Genomic DNA, 14,972 nt, shown 5'->3' on the forward strand with positions numbered 1-14,972 from the left:
CGGCTATTCGCCCGCGACGGCCGGGGTGTCGTCGCTCTCGGGCTCGGCCGGCACGACGAGGGGGCGGACCACGGCCCAGGTGACGAACAACGCGGAAACCACCAGCATGCCGATCCCGGCCCACAGGTTGATGTTCACCCCGGCGGCCTTCGCGATGTCCTCGTCGGAGGTGAAGCCGATGCCCATGACGGTGAGGATGACGCCGTAGACGCCGATCAGCAGGGCGATGATCAGCCGGATGTCGAACGCGCCTGCCTTGTGCGCGCGCGGCTGCGACTCGGTAGCCATTCCGACCTCCTAGAAGATGGCGTTCAGGGCGATGGTGAGGACGAGCACGATGCCGGCGAGTAGGCCCGGCCTGCGGTACCAGCCCGCGTTCTCGCCGGTGTCGTCGTGCCGGCGGGTTTCCTTCGGCGTCAGCGAGTAGACGAGGCCCACCAGTTCCTCGTCCGGCTTCGGCTTGGTCGCCAGCGAGACGACGACGCTCACCACGATGTCCACCACGAACGCGACGCCGGCGGCCACGAAGCTGGTGCCCTGGCCCTTCAGGCCGATCACCCCGGCCTGCGACAGCCCCCAGATCGTGATGGCGGACGCCGTGCCGAGCACCAGGCCGCTCCAGCCGGCGTGCGGGGTCATCCGCTTCCAGAACATGCCCAGGATGAAGGTCGCGAACAGTGGCGCGTTGAAGAAGGAGAACAGGTCCTGCAGGTAGTTCAGGATGTTGCCGGAGTTCGACGCGATGAACGCCGTGCCGATCGCGAGGATCGTGCCCGCCGACGTCACGATGCGGCCCAGGTTGAGGTAGTAGTGGTCCGGCTTGTCCTTCTTCACGTACGTCTGCCAGATGTCGTACGTGAAGACCGTGTTGAACGAGCTCAGGTTCGCGGCCATGCCGGCCATGAAGGACGCGAGCAGACCGGCGATGGCGATGCCGAGCATGCCGTTCGGCAGCAGGTCGCGCATCAGCAGCAGGAGCGCGTTGTTGAAGGTGACGCCGCTTTCGGCCTTGCCGCCGTCGAGCAGCACCTGCTTGTCCTTGACGTACTCGGACACGGAGACCGCGGCGATCATGCCGGGGATGATCACGATGAACGGGACGAACATCTTCGGGAACGCGCCGATGATCGGGGTACGCCGCGCGGCCGACATGCTCTTCGACGCCATCGCGCGCTGGACCTCGACGAAGTTCGTCGTCCAATAGCCGAAGGAGAGCACGAACCCGAGGCCGAAGACGATGCCCAGCACCGAAAGCACGCTGTTGCCGAAGCCGGTCAGGTTGTCACCGGGCCACGAGTGCAGCTGCGCGGTGCCGCCCGGGCTGTTGGTCACCTTGTCGACCAGGCCCTGCCAGCCGCCGACCTTGACCAGGCCGATGATCGTCAGCGGGACCAGCGCGATGACGATGACGAAGAACTGCAGGACCTCGTTGTAGATGGCGGCGGAGAGGCCGCCGAGCGCGGTGTAGGAGAGCACGATCGCGGCGGCGACGATGATCGACACCCACAGCGGCCAGCCCAGCAGCAGGTTCACCACGCTGGCCAGCAGGAACAGGTTCGCGCCCGCGATCAGGATCTGAGCGGCGGCGAAGCTGACGCCGTTGACGAGGTGGGCCGGCTTGCCGAAGCGCCGCCGCATGAACTCGGGGACGCTGCGGACCTTGGAGCCGTAGTAGAAGGGCATCATCACGATGCCGAGGAACAGCATCGCCGGGATGGCGCCGATCCAGAAGTAGTGCACGGTCGGCAGGCCGTACTGGGCGCCGTTGGCCGACATGCCCATGACCTCGACCGCGCCGAGGTTCGCCGAGATGAACGCGAGCCCGGTGACCCAGGCCGGCAGCGAACGGCCGGACAGGAAGAAGTCGAGGCTGCTCGACACCTGCCGTCGCGCCAGGTACCCGATGCCGAGCACGAGCACGAAATAGAACGCCAACTCGATGTAGTCGATCGCACTCGCGTCGAGTCGCAGGTTCGCATCGGCTAGGACGAGCACCCGACCCACCTCCGGCAGTGACCTTTTCCAGCGGGACAATATCCGACAGGAATCACCAGCGCCCTGTCGGATCGCGACAGTACTGCATGGATTCAGGGTCGGCACGCTGACCGGTCCACAATGGCCGGAGGGCGCGTCTCCCCCGGTCATCACCTGGGGAAACGCGCCCTCGTCACGCGCCGCGGGAGCGGCTGGGAATCACCGGTCGGTCGGCACCGCGATCTCGCCGTCCTCCTCGATCAGCTTGGCGAGCACCGCGTCGGGCAGGTAGGTCCGGTGCGGGAATCCCGGACCCCAGGAATTGAGCAACGGCACGGCGCCGAGCGCGTCGGCGCGCGGATTGGCGAGCACGGAGTGCACGTCGTCGACCGTCTTCGCCCAGCGGAACGCCTTGATGCCCTGCTTGGTCTCGGCGGTGTACTTCTCGCGGGCGTGCCAGTCGTCGCCCTCGTAGGACTCGTCCCACAGGACGTGCCCGGTGTCCTTGAGCACCTCGGCCGCGGCCCGGACCGACGTGCCGTTCTCGTCACCGGGGTTGGTCTCGGGCCACTCGTCGCGCTTCTTGGCCGAGTCCCAGAGCCAGCGGGCCGTGTACTCGCTGCCGTTGAAGATCGACATGCACCGCGACCAGCCGAAGCCGACACAGGCGCCTTCGTGGCCCTGGTCGTAGAACGCGTACCAGGCGTCGGTGTCCGGGGTGCCACCCGGCTCGAGGCACACGCAGTGGCCGCCGCGGATGTGGCCGAGTTTCTTGACGCCGGCCTTCGCGATGAAGAACTCGCCGGACTTCTCGTCCTGTTCCGGCGTGTCGAACGCCGAGTACCAGTTGACGCCGATCACGACCGGCGAGCGGGTGGGCCGGTCCTTGTCGGCCAGCGCGCCGAGCGGATACCTTTCCACGTGCCGCCAGTCGTCCGGAATGAACCGGCCCAGGCGCGGGTCGACCGGATCGGAACCGAGTGGGCGATAACGCATGACTTCCTCCTCCGTGCAGGCGAAAATGCGCGCGCGCCGACCGGATGACATGCGCACGCCGAGCTCGAAGGCGGACTGAAACGTTGGCACGACGAAGAAAGACGGCCGAGCGCACCACCCTCCGGCCACGCCGGACGCACCGGCGGAACCCCTCGAATCGAGTGTCGCACGACAACGGCGAATAGGATCCCGAACTCACCCGAACAGCGCAGGAATAGCGATGAAAAAGTAACTGCTCACTGCGCGGACGGCTAACGGGTTAACGATTTCCTGGCGGAGCGACAATCAACGAATCAGATACGTCGATTTCGGCATCGATTCGGTCTCGGCGCCGAGACCGCCCCTTCGGGCAGCCGGGGGTCAATTTTTCAACGACCCGCGGTCAGTCCGCCGCCCGCCGGAAGAGCGGGACCCGGCCGGCGGGCGTCTCGACCGTCCCGGCGAACATCGCCTTCGGCCGCACCCACAGCCCGCGCTCCCCGTAGAGAGCGCGGTACACCACGAGTTCCTCTTCGGTTTCGCTGTGCCGGGCCACGCCGAGCACCTCGTATTCGCCGCCCTTGTAGTGGACGTACCGGCCCGGTTCCACGTCAGAACAGCCGGAACTCGTCGGACTCGATGCCGCGGAGTTCGTCGTAGTCGAGGGTGAGGCAGCGGATGCCGCGGTCTTCGGCCAGCGTGCGGGCCTGCGGCTTGATGATCTGGGCCGCGAACACGCCCTGCACCGGGGCCAGGAGCGGATCGCGGTTGAGCAGCTCCAGGTAGCGGGTGAGCTGCTCGACACCGTCGATTTCGCCGCGGCGCTTGATCTCGACCGCCACCGAGCGGCCGTCCGCGTCGCGGGCCATGATGTCGACCGGGCCGATTGCCGTCGGGAATTCGCGGCGGACCAGCGTGTAGCCGTCGCCGAGGGTCTTGATGTGCTCGGCCAGCAGTTCCTGGAGGTGCGCTTCGACACCGTCCTTCTGCAGGCCCGGTTCCGCGCCCAGCGCCTGGGAGTAGTCGTGGAAGATCTCCTCGATCGAGATCACCAGCTTCTCGCCCTGCTTGTTTTCTACGATCCAGAGTTTGCCGTCTTCGATGAGCCAGCACGGCGGGCTCATCCAGTTCAACGGCTTGTACGCACGGTCGTCGGAGTGCACCGACACCGAGCCGTCGGACTTGACGAGCAACAGGCGGGTGGCCATCGGCAGGTGGGCGGTCAGCCGGCCGGCGTAGTCGACCTGGCACCGCGCGATCACGAGACGCACCCGAGGAGGGTAGGACAGGGTCGGTGATACTGGGTGCGTGGACCCCATTCAGCGTGTCGCGTCCCGCGAGGTGTACCGGAACAACTGGATGACGGTGCGGGAGGACGAGATCCGCCGTTCCGACGGCTCGGCCGGCATCTACGGCGTGATCGACAAACCGGCGTACGCGCTGGTCATCGCCCAGGACGGCGACCGGTTCCGGCTGGTCGAGCAGTTCCGCTACCCGCTCGGCGAGCGACGCTGGGAGTTCCCGCAGGGCACCGCACCCGATCTGGCCGACGTGCCACCCGCGGAGCTCGCCGTGCGGGAACTGCGCGAGGAGACCGGGTTGCGGGCCGGCTCGATGGTCCCCCTCGGCCGGCTCGACGTCGCGGCCGGCATGAGCAGCCAGCGCGGTTGGGTGTTCCTCGCCACGGACATCACCGAAGGCGAGCCGGAGCGCGAGCACGAGGAGCAGGACATGCGCAGTGCGTGGTTCGCGCGCGCGGACGTCGAGAAGATGATCCTCGCGGGCGACATGACCGACGCGCAGTCGATCGCCGCGTGGGCGCAGCTCCTGCTGACCGAGCGGTACCGGGGTTGAACCGCCCCGGATCTCCGGGGACGCGAGCGGTCAGTCGTGCCAGGAGGGCCTGCGCTTCTCCAGGAACGCCGCCATGCCTTCGCGGGCGCCGGGCAGCTGGGACGTCGCGGCCATGACCTCCAGTGCGATCGCGTACGCGTCGGCCTCGGGCCGGTCGAGCTGGGCGTAGAGCGTCCGCTTGCCCATCGCCTTGCTGGCGCGGCTGCCGCGCGTCGCCCGCGACAGCAGGTCCCCGACGGCGTCGTCGAGCTGGTCGTCGGGCACCACCCGGTTGACCAGGCCCCAGTCGAGCGCCGTCGCCGCGTCGACGACGTCGCCCGTCAGCGCCAGCTCCATCAGCCGCTTGCGGCCGATGGAGCGCGCCACCGGGACCGCCGGGGTGTGGCAGAACCAGCCGCCCTTGCCGCCCGGCAGCGCGAAGGCCGCCGACTCGGCGGCCACGGCCAGGTCGCACGAGGCCACGAGCTGACAGCCCGCCGCGGTGGCCAGCCCGTGCACCCGCGCGATGACCACCTGCGGGATCGACTGCATCGTCTTCATCAGGTCCGTGCACAGCGTGAGCAGCTCGCGCACGTCCATCAGGTCGCGTGCGGCCACGTCGCCGAAGTCGTGGCCCGCGGAGAACACCGGTCCCTCGCCGGCCAGCACGACGCCGGTCGCGTCGGACTTCCCGGCCTCGCGGAACGCGGCGAGCAGCTCGGCGAGGTGGTCGGCGGACAGCGAGTTGCGCCGCGCCGGCCGGTTCATGGTGATCGTGACGGTGTCGCCGTCGCGGTTCAGGCGGAGGTGCTCGTGCATTCCCCGACCGTAGCCCCTCCGGATCGGAAAGTGCGCCGGTAACTGTCCGGCCCGACGCCGGCCTCGGCGTGCATCCGGCGACGCAGGTTCGCCGCCGTGCCCAGCCCGGACCGCTCGGCGACCCGCTCGACCGGCAGCTGCGTCGTTTCCAGGAGCCGTTGCGCGAGCCGGACGCGCTGCACGCGCAGCCAGCGGCCCGGCGTCACGCCGGTGGCCGCCGCGAACTCCCGGTGGAACGTCCGTTCGCTCATCCGCGCGTGCCCGACGAGGTCCTCGACGCCGATCCCGGAGCCGAGGCGCGCCAGCGCCCAGTCCATCGTGGACGCCATGCCGGGCTGGGCCGACGACGGCGGCAGCGGGGTGTCGACGTACTGCCGCTGCCCACCCTCGCGGGCCGGCGGCATCACGAGCCGGCGCGCGAGCGTGGCGGCGACGTCCGCGCCGTGGTCGCGCCGGACCAGGTACAGGCAGAGGTCGAGGCCGCCGACGACACCGGCGGACGTCAGCACACCGCCGTCGTCGGTGTAGAGCACGTCACGCTGCAGGTCCGCCCGCGGCGCGACGAGGGCGAGCGCGTCCAGGTCGCGCCAGTGCGTGGTCGCCGGGCGGCCGTCGAGCAGGCCCGCGGCGGCCAGGGTGAACGCGCCGGAGCACAACCCGGCGACGGTCGTCCCGGCCCGGTGCGCCCGGCGCAGCGCGGTGAGGGCGGCCGGCGGCACCGTCGCCAGCGGGTCGTCGCGGCCCGGCGCGAGCACCAGGTCGCAGCCGTCGAGCCCGGCGAGCCCGTGCGTGGCCGCGACGTCACCGAACGGCGACACGGGCGTGCGCACCCGGCCCGGGCTGCACAGCCGCAGCGTGAACGGGCCGATCCCGCTGTCGGTCCGGTCCTGGCCCCAGACCTCGCCGAGCACCGCGAGGTCGAACAGCCGGGTGCCGGGCAGCAGGAGGACGCCGATCGTGCGCATGGCAGGAAAGTACCGCATCGCGCGTCTTCTGCCACTCCCGTGCGCTGCAAGCAACGGCGAAACTCGACGGCATGACCGAAACAGCACTCATCCTGATCGACGTCCAGCGCGGGTTCGACGAAGCGGAATTCTGGGGTCCGCGCAACAACCCGGGCGCCGAAGCGAACATGAAGGCACTGCTCGACGCGTGGCAGGAACGGCGGCTCCCGGTGGTGCTCGTGCACCACGACTCACCGAAGCCCGGCTCGCCGCTGCGGCCGGGACAGCCGGGCAACGACTTCAAGCCCGAACTCGACGGCGCGCGGCCGGACCTCGTCTTCGGCAAGAAGGTCAACTCGGCGTTCATCGGCGACGTCGACCTCGACGCGTGGCTGCGCAAGCGCGGCATCACGAGCTTCGTGCTCGCCGGGATCCAGACGAACTTCTGCTGCGAGACCACCGCGCGGATGGGCGGAAATCTCGGCTACGACGTGACCTTCGCCCTCGACGCGACCTTCACGTTCGACCTCGAAGGCCCCGACGGCAGCGTGCTCGCCGCCGACGAGCTGTACCGCGCGACGGCGACGAACCTGCACGGCGGCGGCTTCGCCACCGTGCAGTCCACAAAGGACGTTCTCGCCGGGCTCAGCTGAGGTCGTGCCGCTCCCGGATCAGGCTGACGATGCCGTCCATGATCCCGGTGAGCTCGTAGTCCTTGGGTGTGAACACGCGGGCGATACCGCGCTCGGTGAGCAGCGCGGCATCGTCCGGCGGGATGATGCCGCCGACGATCACCGGCACGTCGCCCGCACCCGCGGCACGCAGGCCGTCGACGACGTGCGGGACCACCTCGAGGTGCGAGCCGGACAGCACCGAAAGCCCGACGACGTGCACGCCTTCCTGCACCGCGGCCGCGACGATCTGCTCGGGCGTCAGCCGGATGCCCTGGTAGATGACCTCGAAGCCGACGTCGCGCGCCCGGACGGCGACCTGCTCGGCGCCGTTGGAATGCCCGTCGAGGCCCGGCTTGCCGACGAGGATCCGCAGCCGCTCGCCCAGCTCCGCCTCGGTTTCCCGGACCCGGGCGCGCACGCGCTCCAGCTCGGGATCGCCGGTGCCGGCGACCGCGGAAGCGGAAACCCCGGTGGGTGCCCGGTATTCGCCGAACACGTCGCGCAGCGCGCCGGCCCACTCGCCGGTGGTCACGCCGGCCCGCGCACAGTCCACAGTGGCCTCGAAGAGGTTTTCCGTGGTCCGCGCGCGGTCCTTCAGCGTGGCCAGCGACCGCTCGACGGCGGCGTTGTCGCGCTGGGTGCGCCACTCCTCGATGGCGGTGACGGCGGCCTTCTCCACGGCGGGGTCGATCGTTTCGATCGCCTTCGCGCCCTCCGCCTGCAGCGGCGACGGCTCGGTCGTCCCGAACTTGTTGACCCCGACCAGGACCCGTTCGCCGTTTTCCATCTCGCGGCGGTACTCGGCCAGTGACGCGACCAGCTGCGACTTCATGTAGCCGCTCTCGACCGCGGCGACCGCGCCACCGAGGTCCTGCACGCGGGCGATCTCCTCACGGGCGCCGGCCATGATCTCGTCGACCTTGGCCTGGATGACGTGCGAGCCGTCGAAGATGTCCTCGTACTCCAGCAGATCGGTCTCGAACGCGAGCACCTGCTGCATCCGCAGCGCCCACTGCTGGTCCCACGGGCGAGGCAGGCCGAGGGCTTCGTTCCACGCGGGCAGCTGGATCGCGCGGGCGCGGGCGCCGCGGGAAAGCGACACCGCGAGCATCTCCAGCACGATCCGCTGGACGTTGTTCTCCGGCTGGGCTTCGGTCAGCCCGAGCGAGTTGACCTGCACGCCGTAGCGCAGCCGCCGCGCCTTGGGATCCGTGACGCCGTACCGGTCCCGCGTGAGTTCGTCCCAGAGCGCGGTGAACGCGCGCATCTTGGACATCTCCTCGACGAACCGGACGCCGGCGTTGACGAAGAAGGAGATCCGCGCGACGACCTTCGCCATGTCGGCCGGTTCGACCTGCCCCGAGTCGCGGACCGCGTCGAGCACGGCGATCGCGGTACACAGCGCGTACGCGACTTCCTGCGTCGGCGTCGCGCCGGCTTCCTGCAGGTGGTAGCTGCAGATGTTGATCGGGTTCCACTTCGGCACGTGGTGCACGGTCCACGCGATGACGTCGGTGATCAGCCGCAGGCTCGGCCCCGGCGGGAAGATGTAGGTCCCGCGGGACAGGTACTCCTTGATGATGTCGTTCTGCGTGGTGCCGGCGAGCTTCGCGAGCACCTCGTCGACGTCCCGGCCCTCGGCCTCGGCCTGCTCACGCGCCACGGAAACGTACAGCGCGAGCAGCCACATGGCCGGCGCGTTGATGGTCATGGACGTGTTCGCCTCGGCGAGCGGGATGCCGTCGAAGAGCCGCCGCATGTCGCCCAGGTGCGACACCGGCACGCCGACCTTGCCGACCTCACCGCGGGCGAGCTGGTGGTCCGGGTCGTAGCCGGTCTGGGTGGGCAGGTCGAACGCCACCGAGAGGCCGGTCTGCCCCTTCGCGAGGTTGCGCCGGTAGAGGTCGTTCGACGCGGCGGCCGAGGAGTGTCCCGCGTAGGTCCGCATCACCCACGGTCGGTCTCGCTCGCGGTCCGTTGGATACGGCACTGGACACCTCCGGCGGTGGATGTTCCCGGACCGGGGGATCCGGGGGCTTGCCCCCGGCGGGGGGCTTGGGGGGCTTGGCCCCCGGCGAACAAGCAGAGTGTACCGACCGGTAACTTATGGTGGCAGTGGAATCGGACACGTCCGGGTGACCTCAGTCCGCGGTCTGCGCCTGCACGATCAAGGCACACAACCCGTCGGCCTCCGGCACGAACAGCTCGATCGGGGCCGGCGCGCCCCGCACCGGCACGGAGACGCCCAGCAGGTTCGTGGACGCGTCCCGCCTGGTGAGGGTGAGCGTGCCGGCTCCGTCCTGGCCGAGCCCGACGAACGGGGGCTCCAGGTCACTCAGGTACTCGGACCTGCGGGTGCGCCCCGAAACGCGGTCGGCGACCACGACCCGCTGGTCGGTCACGGCGTACACCGCGCGGCGCGTCGTCCGGAGCCGCCAGAGCACCGGCCCGCCGACGACGGCGAGCCCGATGACCGCCAGGACCACGGTCACGACCGGGAACTCGCCGTCCGGGACCGGCAGCCCGGCGGCGGCGGCGAACCCCGCCACCATGACCGAGCCGAAGACGAGGCGGAACCACTCGAGGCCCGTCAGGGCGATCCGCTGCGGCAGTCCCGACCACAGCAGCCGTTCACCCGGCTCCAAGACGATGATCGGCTCAGCCACAGCGACCTCCTCGGCGTTCTTCTCGGCGTTCTTGCCGGGCTGACGCTCCGAAGGGCCGCGCGGGTTGCCCCGGTACCGGCTCAGGCGGCCGAACTGTCCGGTTCCGGTGGCGCCTGGCGGCCCTTGGCCTCGTCGATGGCCTTGGTCAGCAGGTCGCGGACGCGTTTGGGCTCGCCGACACCCATCAGCGTCACCGTTCCCGGGCCGCCGAAGGCGATGGTCCCGGTTCGGGACGGTCCCGCCTTGAGGACGGGGGCCGGCAAGCTCGCCAGTTCGCTGGACCGTTCCTTCTGCCGGAACAGGCCCGAGCGCGCGATGATCCGGCTGTCCGTCACCGCGTAGGTCGTGCGCCCGAGCGCGAGGTAGCGGACGGCCGACCGGCCGATCGCGCCGTAGAGCCCGAGCACCAGCGCCACGACGGCCGCGACCATGGTGAGCCCGCTCGGCTGCCGCGTGAACAGGAACCAGAGCGCGGCGACGGCGAGGACGAGCCCGGCCGGGGCGATCACCCCGTCGGCGGCGACGTAGAGCGGCCGCTGGACCGGCTCTCCCGCCCAGAGCACGCGTTCACCGGGCAACAGCTCGATTTCCCCTGCTGACATGGCCGAACACTACATCTGCCGAGGCCCGTCCCGCCGAGTTCGGCGGGTCCGGCACGAAGAAACTGTGTGACGGAAAACCGCGGGACCAGGGCGTGTCCGTCGGTTAGCGTGGACAGCCATGACGTGGAGTGTGTACGGGAGTTACCTGGTCATCGTGGTTTTGATCGTCGTCGCCCCGGGCCCCGACACGATGATCATGCTGAAGAACGCGCTGTCCGGCGGGTTCCGCGGCGGGCTGCTCGCGTCGCTCGGCATCTTCGCCGGCAACGCCGTGCAGGGCAGCGCCGCGGCGCTCGGCCTCGGCGTCCTCATCGCCCGCTCGCAGCCGGTGTTCCTCGCGCTCAAGTGGGCCGGCGCGGCCTATCTCGTCTTCCTCGGCGTCCAGGCGCTGCGCGGCGCGGTCCGCGGCGACTACCAGGCCGTCGAAGAGGCCCAGCGACGCCGCGGCGGGGGCTTCCGGCGGTTCCGCGAAGGGTTCCTCTCGAACATCACCAACCCGAAGGTGCTGGTGCTGTACCTGTCCGTGCTGCCGCAGTTCCTCGACCCGGTGCGCACGACGACGTGGGACGCGCTCGCGCTGGCCTACACCGTCGCCGTGCTCGGCGTGCTGTGGCTGCTGGCGCTGCTGGTGTTCGTCCGCCGGGTGCGGACGTGGCTGGAGCGCCGCCGGGTGCGCCGCGCCCTGGACGGCGTCACCGGCACCGCACTGCTCGGGTTCGGCGCCGCCCTCGCCCTGGAGTCCTGATGACCTGGAGCACGTACGCCGGTTTCGCCGGGATGATGGCCTTCCTGGCGATGATGCCGGGCCCGGACACGATGGTCGTGCTGAAGAACGCCCTGACCGGGGGCGCCCGCGGCGGCGGCTGGGCGTGCGCCGGGATCGCCGTCGCGAACGTCCTGCAGGGCACGGCGGCGGCGCTCGGCCTGGGCGCGGTGATCACCCGCTACCGCCCGGTGTTCGAAACGGTGAAGTGGCTCGGCGCGGCGTACCTCCTCTTCCTCGGCGTCCAGGCCCTGCGCGGCGCCTGGCGCGGCAACTACGAATCCCTCGACGACGTCCGGAAGGCCCGTGCTTCCGACGGACGGCGGTTCCGCGAAGGGTTCCTGTCCAACATCACCAACCCCAAGGTGATCGTGCTGTACCTGTCCGTGCTGCCGCAGTTCCTCACGCCGGGCGTCACGGACCAGGCCGACGCGCTGCTGCTGGCGTACACGGTCGCGGCCATGGGCGTGGGGTGGCAGGTGCTGCTGCTGGTGTTCGTGCACCGGGTCCGCGACTGGCTGCGGCAGCGGAAGGTCCGCCGGGTGCTCGACGGCGCGACGGGCACCGCCCTCCTGGGTTTCAGCGCGGCGCTCGCCCTCGAAGGTTAAAGCGTCCGGTCCAGCCAGTCGTAGATCCGGCCCGTCGCGAGCCGCTGGGCGCCGACGTGGCAGTGCGCGTCCGCGCCCTCCTCCGCCGTGAACGTCAGCAGCGTCTTCGGTGCCTCCAAGTGCGCGTACAGCCGCCGGGGCTCGGTCTCCCGCGAACCACCGAAGAACAGGTCGTCGGCCGCTTCGCACACCAGGACCGGGCAGGTGATCTTCTCCGCCACGCCGTCTTCGAGCGTGTACTCCAGGTACTTCGCGACGAACTCGCGGTCGGTCGCCGCGCCCAGCACGTACCGGCCGTGGTCGCACGCCCAGCGCAGCGTCGGGTTCGCTTGACGCCCGGCGGCGAGCAGCGCGTCGAACTCCTCGTCGTGCGGCGCCCGGGCCCGGCGCACGATCTCCTCGCGCGGCCACGGCAGCATCGACGTCACCGCGGCTCCCGCGTCGTACACGCCGTCCACCGCGACCACCGCGGCCAGGCGGGGCTCGAACGCCGCCGCGCGCGGGGCCAGCATGCCGCCCAAGCTCACGCCGAGCAGGGCGATGCGCGCCGGGTCGACTCCGTCGAGCGCCAGCGCGAAGTCCACCACCGGCGTGACCACGTGCTCCCAGTCCGGGCGGAAGAGGAGCTTCTCGCGCCGGACCGCGCTCGGCTGGCCCGGACCGTCGAACGTCAGAACGTGATAACCGTGCGAAGCGCCGGCCGCCGCGCCGAGGTGGTGCAGTTCCTCGGCGCCGCCGTCGAAACCGCTGTGCATGACCAGCAACGGCTTCGGGCCGTCACCCGGCGCGCGGTAGAAGTAGCCGTGCAGAACCGTGCCGTTGTAAGGGATTTCGACCGGCTCGGCCACCCCCGCGCGCCGGAAGCACTCGACGCTGCGGTCGTACGCCGCCGCGATCCGCGGGTCCCCCGGGTCGCCGTGCAGGAAGAACTCCGCCGCGAAGTAGTACGTCGACGCGCGCAGCAGCAGGTCGCGCGCGGTGACCGGCCCCGCGCCGGCCGCTTCGGCGTACAGCCGGTCGGCCAGCGCGCGGTAGGCGTCGTGCCAGCTGTCGTAGTCGCCCGGCGTCACCGTCGAGGCCGCCGCGAGGACCTCGCCGAAGTCCGAGCCGCCGTAGGCCGCGTGCCCGAACAGGCGCAGGGTTTCGAACCAGAACTGGACGTCGTCTTCGAACATCAGCTGCTTCACCGGATCTCCTCCTGCACAAAGGTTTCGAACGACCGGGCCGGCCGTCCGGTGACCTGTTCGACGTCCGTGGTGACGCGGTCTTCGGCGCCGCGGCGGATGTCCTCGTCGAGGGCGGCCAGCACGCGGGCGAACTCGGCGGGGGTCCCCGACGCCGTCACGTGCTCGGCGAACTCGGCCCTGCCGACGGCGCGGTGCCGCACCGGGCGGCCGAGGTGTGCGGCCACGATCGCGGCCGCTTCGGCGTAGCTCAAGGCAGCCGGTCCGGTCAGGACGTGTTCGGTGTTGTGCGGTTCGGGATCGGTCAGCGCGCGGACGGCGACCGCCGCGATGTCGCCGGCGTCGACGAACGCGACCCGGGCGTCGCCGGTGGCCGTGACGATCTCGCCGTCCCGCACGCCCTGGGCGACCAGGTGCTCGCCGGTGAAGTTCTGCATGAACCAGGACGGCCTCAGCACGGCCCACTCCGGCGCCGCGCGCACCAGCCGCTGCAGTGCGCCGAGCCCGGGCGTGTCCTCGGTGACGGCCGACGAGCTGAGCAGGACGACTCGCCGCACGCCCGCATCGAGGGCATCCGCCAAGAACGGCTCCACCAGCACCGCGGGCGAAGCCTCGCCGATCGGAGCCAGCAGGTACACCGCGGCGACGCCGCGCAGCGCGCCGGCGTGGGTCGAGCGGTCGGTCCAGTCGAACCGCACCTCGCCGGGCGCGTCCGGCTTCCGCGTGGCCGCCCTGGCCGTGACGCCGGCCGCGCGCAGGCCCGCGACGACCCGGCGGCCGGTGGTGCCGGTGCCGCCGAGGACCAGGACGTCAGCCACGGTCGCCTCCGGTGAAGGCCGCGGTCAGCTCTTCGACGCCGCCGAGGACCTCGGCCGCGGCCAGCGGGCTCCAGTAGTCGCGATAGGTGCGGATTTCGCCGTCCTCGACGGTGATCACGGCGATGTACGACAGCTCGTACGGCTTCTGCGTCGCCACCACGACCCCGGCGACGGTGAACTCGGCGACGACCACGGCCGGGTCGGTGGTCTCGTGCACGGTCTTCGCGGTGACTTCCCGGACGTCCAGCAGGTTCGGGTAGTCGCGCAGGTATTCGCGGATCGCGTCGCGCCCCTCGACGCGCTTCGGGTAGCCCGGCCCGGCGAACGGGAACTCGAGGACACCGTCCTCGGCCCAGAGCCCGGCGAACCCGGCCATGTCGTGCTTCAGCAGCAACTCGAGCGCTTGCTCGACGAAGTCGCGCATCGCAGCCTCCTTCAACGTTCGGACGATACGGTACCGTCCCGTCGTAACTCTAGACGGAACGGTACCGTCTCGTCCACCCGTTAGACTGCGATCCATGGCACGTACCCCGACCGGCGCCGCGGTCCTCCAGCCCGAGGTCACGCAGGCGATCACCGACGCCGTCCTGAACGAACTCGCCGAGCAGGGTTACGGGCGCCTGTCCATGGAAGCGGTGGCCAAGCGGGCGGGCGTCGGCAAGAGCGCGCTGTACCGCCGCTGGCGGTCGAAGCACGAGATGATCACCGCGGTCATCGCGGAGTTCAGCGTCACCCGCGCGTCCGACGTCGACACCGGCTCACTGCGCGGCGACCTCCGCGAAACGATGCAGGGCCTGATCGACTGGCTCACGCACCCGCTGTTTTCGCGCATCCTGCCGGACCTGGTCGCCGAGGGCGTGCGGAACCCCGAGACCGCGGAAAGCACGCGCACGACCATCGGCGGGCCGCGACGCGAGGTCGGCGAGGCGATGCTGCGCCGGGCCATCGCGCGCGGCGAACTGCCCCGAGACCTCGACATGGAAATGGCGCTGGACGTCCTGGCCGCGCCGATCTACTGGCGCCTGGTGGTCCGGCGGGCTCCCGCCGAGCCGGACTACCTGGACCGGCTGGTGGAGTACGCCCTGCGCGCACTGGGCGCGCAGGGTGGGTGA

The 14,972-nt window shown here is 70.6% G+C and carries 18 protein-coding genes; 5 read left to right on the forward strand and 13 right to left on the reverse strand.

The features are described from left to right. Positions 1–3: 3 nt before the first annotated feature. From AB0F15_RS03080 to nucS, 5 genes are all read right to left on the reverse strand, one after another. The gene (locus AB0F15_RS03080) at positions 4–288 is read right to left on the reverse strand and encodes a hypothetical protein (protein ID WP_360264266.1); all 285 of its coding nucleotides are present in this window, start codon (positions 286–288) and stop codon (positions 4–6) included. 9 nt (positions 289–297) lie between these two features. Beyond that, on the reverse strand, positions 298–1,995 hold the full coding sequence (locus AB0F15_RS03085; protein ID WP_360264269.1) for a sodium:solute symporter family protein: 1,698 nt from the start codon (positions 1,993–1,995) through the stop codon (positions 298–300). Positions 1,996–2,193: 198 nt separating this feature from the next. Continuing rightward, positions 2,194–2,970, reverse strand: coding sequence for a hypothetical protein (locus tag AB0F15_RS03090; protein ID WP_360264272.1), 777 nt, complete (start codon positions 2,968–2,970; stop codon positions 2,194–2,196). A gap of 382 nt (positions 2,971–3,352) precedes the next feature. Then, a complete protein-coding gene (locus AB0F15_RS03095; RefSeq protein ID WP_360264275.1) occupies positions 3,353–3,559 on the reverse strand; it encodes a DUF1653 domain-containing protein in 207 nt (68 codons plus the stop codon). A gap of 1 nt (position 3,560) precedes the next feature. Further along, positions 3,561–4,220 carry an endonuclease NucS gene (nucS, locus tag AB0F15_RS03100; RefSeq protein WP_360264277.1) on the reverse strand — a complete coding sequence of 220 codons (660 nt, stop codon included), beginning with the start codon at positions 4,218–4,220 and terminating at the stop codon, positions 3,561–3,563. Between the two features lie 37 nt (positions 4,221–4,257). Between nucS and AB0F15_RS03105 the strand changes: the two genes are divergently transcribed. Then, the gene (locus AB0F15_RS03105) at positions 4,258–4,803 is read left to right on the forward strand and encodes an NUDIX hydrolase (RefSeq protein ID WP_360264280.1); all 546 of its coding nucleotides are present in this window, start codon (positions 4,258–4,260) and stop codon (positions 4,801–4,803) included. A 30-nt stretch (positions 4,804–4,833) separates the two neighbouring features. Here the strand turns inward: AB0F15_RS03105 and AB0F15_RS03110 are convergent, their stop codons facing one another. After that, positions 4,834–5,601 carry an enoyl-CoA hydratase-related protein gene (locus AB0F15_RS03110; protein WP_360264283.1) on the reverse strand — a complete coding sequence of 256 codons (768 nt, stop codon included), beginning with the start codon at positions 5,599–5,601 and terminating at the stop codon, positions 4,834–4,836. Beyond that, the gene (locus AB0F15_RS03115; protein ID WP_360264286.1) at positions 5,580–6,566 is read right to left on the reverse strand and encodes a helix-turn-helix domain-containing protein; all 987 of its coding nucleotides are present in this window, start codon (positions 6,564–6,566) and stop codon (positions 5,580–5,582) included. Before AB0F15_RS03115 ends, AB0F15_RS03110 begins: the two co-directional genes overlap by 22 nt. Before the next feature lie 71 nt (positions 6,567–6,637). Here AB0F15_RS03115 and AB0F15_RS03120 point away from each other — a divergent pair, with 71 nt between their 5' ends. Further along, positions 6,638–7,198, forward strand: coding sequence for a cysteine hydrolase family protein (locus AB0F15_RS03120; protein ID WP_360264289.1), 561 nt, complete (start codon positions 6,638–6,640; stop codon positions 7,196–7,198). Here AB0F15_RS03120 and AB0F15_RS03125 read toward each other — a convergent pair. The 3 genes from AB0F15_RS03125 to AB0F15_RS03135 form a co-directional block, all read right to left on the reverse strand. After that, a complete protein-coding gene (locus AB0F15_RS03125) occupies positions 7,191–9,209 on the reverse strand; it encodes a protein meaA (protein WP_360264292.1) in 2,019 nt (672 codons plus the stop codon). The two genes, AB0F15_RS03120 and AB0F15_RS03125, sit on opposite strands and share 8 nt — an antisense overlap. Positions 9,210–9,360: 151 nt before the next feature. Continuing rightward, positions 9,361–9,885 carry a hypothetical protein gene (locus AB0F15_RS03130; RefSeq protein ID WP_360264295.1) on the reverse strand — a complete coding sequence of 175 codons (525 nt, stop codon included), beginning with the start codon at positions 9,883–9,885 and terminating at the stop codon, positions 9,361–9,363. Between the two features lie 80 nt (positions 9,886–9,965). Further along, on the reverse strand, positions 9,966–10,487 hold the full coding sequence (locus tag AB0F15_RS03135; RefSeq protein WP_360264298.1) for a PH domain-containing protein: 522 nt from the start codon (positions 10,485–10,487) through the stop codon (positions 9,966–9,968). Positions 10,488–10,605: 118 nt separating this feature from the next. On the opposite strand from AB0F15_RS03135, the gene AB0F15_RS03140 reads away from it, so the two are divergent. Together AB0F15_RS03140 and AB0F15_RS03145 are read left to right on the forward strand one after the other, a co-directional pair. Beyond that, on the forward strand, positions 10,606–11,232 hold the full coding sequence (locus AB0F15_RS03140; RefSeq protein WP_360264301.1) for a LysE family translocator: 627 nt from the start codon (positions 10,606–10,608) through the stop codon (positions 11,230–11,232). Next, positions 11,232–11,858, forward strand: a complete 627-nt coding sequence (locus AB0F15_RS03145; RefSeq protein ID WP_360264304.1) for a LysE family translocator — start codon at positions 11,232–11,234, stop codon at positions 11,856–11,858. Before AB0F15_RS03140 ends, AB0F15_RS03145 begins: the two co-directional genes overlap by 1 nt. Here the strand turns inward: AB0F15_RS03145 and AB0F15_RS03150 are convergent. Genes AB0F15_RS03150 through AB0F15_RS03160 form a run of 3 tightly spaced genes read right to left on the reverse strand, consistent with a single transcriptional unit; the run spans position 11,855 to position 14,380 of the window. Beyond that, positions 11,855–13,045 (reverse strand): alpha/beta fold hydrolase, encoded by a 1,191-nt coding sequence (locus AB0F15_RS03150; RefSeq protein WP_360264307.1) that lies wholly within the window; start codon positions 13,043–13,045, stop codon positions 11,855–11,857. The two genes, AB0F15_RS03145 and AB0F15_RS03150, sit on opposite strands and share 4 nt — an antisense overlap. After that, a complete protein-coding gene (locus tag AB0F15_RS03155) occupies positions 13,042–13,860 on the reverse strand; it encodes an NmrA family NAD(P)-binding protein (RefSeq protein ID WP_360264310.1) in 819 nt (272 codons plus the stop codon). The genes AB0F15_RS03150 and AB0F15_RS03155 overlap by 4 nt, the downstream gene beginning before the upstream one ends. Next, the gene (locus AB0F15_RS03160) at positions 13,853–14,380 is read right to left on the reverse strand and encodes a nuclear transport factor 2 family protein (RefSeq protein ID WP_360264313.1); all 528 of its coding nucleotides are present in this window, start codon (positions 14,378–14,380) and stop codon (positions 13,853–13,855) included. The genes AB0F15_RS03155 and AB0F15_RS03160 overlap by 8 nt, the downstream gene beginning before the upstream one ends. Between AB0F15_RS03160 and AB0F15_RS03165 the strand changes: the two genes are divergently transcribed. Then, a complete protein-coding gene (locus AB0F15_RS03165) occupies positions 14,379–14,972 on the forward strand; it encodes a TetR/AcrR family transcriptional regulator (protein ID WP_360264316.1) in 594 nt (197 codons plus the stop codon). The genes AB0F15_RS03160 and AB0F15_RS03165 overlap by 2 nt on opposite strands.

The sequence above is a fragment of the Amycolatopsis sp. NPDC026612 genome, from assembly GCF_040638285.1.
Classification (GTDB): Bacteria; Actinomycetota; Actinomycetes; order Mycobacteriales; family Pseudonocardiaceae; genus Amycolatopsis.

What these genes read in the sequence shown, in the direction of transcription:
- AB0F15_RS03080 (WP_360264266.1), bottom strand. Translation starts at nt 288, where the DNA reads ATGGCTACCGAGTCGCAGCCGCGCGCGCACAAGGCAGGCGCGTTCGAC.
- AB0F15_RS03090 (WP_360264272.1), bottom strand. Translation starts at nt 2,970, where the DNA reads ATGCGTTATCGCCCACTCGGTTCCGATCCGGTCGACCCGCGCCTGGGC.
- AB0F15_RS03110 (WP_360264283.1), bottom strand. Translation starts at nt 5,601, where the DNA reads ATGCACGAGCACCTCCGCCTGAACCGCGACGGCGACACCGTCACGATC.
- AB0F15_RS03115 (WP_360264286.1), bottom strand. Translation starts at nt 6,566, where the DNA reads ATGCGCACGATCGGCGTCCTCCTGCTGCCCGGCACCCGGCTGTTCGAC.
- AB0F15_RS03120 (WP_360264289.1), top strand. Translation starts at nt 6,638, where the DNA reads ATGACCGAAACAGCACTCATCCTGATCGACGTCCAGCGCGGGTTCGAC.
- AB0F15_RS03135 (WP_360264298.1), bottom strand. Translation starts at nt 10,487, where the DNA reads ATGTCAGCAGGGGAAATCGAGCTGTTGCCCGGTGAACGCGTGCTCTGG.
- AB0F15_RS03140 (WP_360264301.1), top strand. Translation starts at nt 10,606, where the DNA reads ATGACGTGGAGTGTGTACGGGAGTTACCTGGTCATCGTGGTTTTGATC.
- AB0F15_RS03145 (WP_360264304.1), top strand. Translation starts at nt 11,232, where the DNA reads ATGACCTGGAGCACGTACGCCGGTTTCGCCGGGATGATGGCCTTCCTG.
- AB0F15_RS03165 (WP_360264316.1), top strand. Translation starts at nt 14,379, where the DNA reads ATGGCACGTACCCCGACCGGCGCCGCGGTCCTCCAGCCCGAGGTCACG.
- AB0F15_RS03160 (WP_360264313.1), bottom strand. Translation starts at nt 14,380, where the DNA reads ATGGATCGCAGTCTAACGGGTGGACGAGACGGTACCGTTCCGTCTAGA.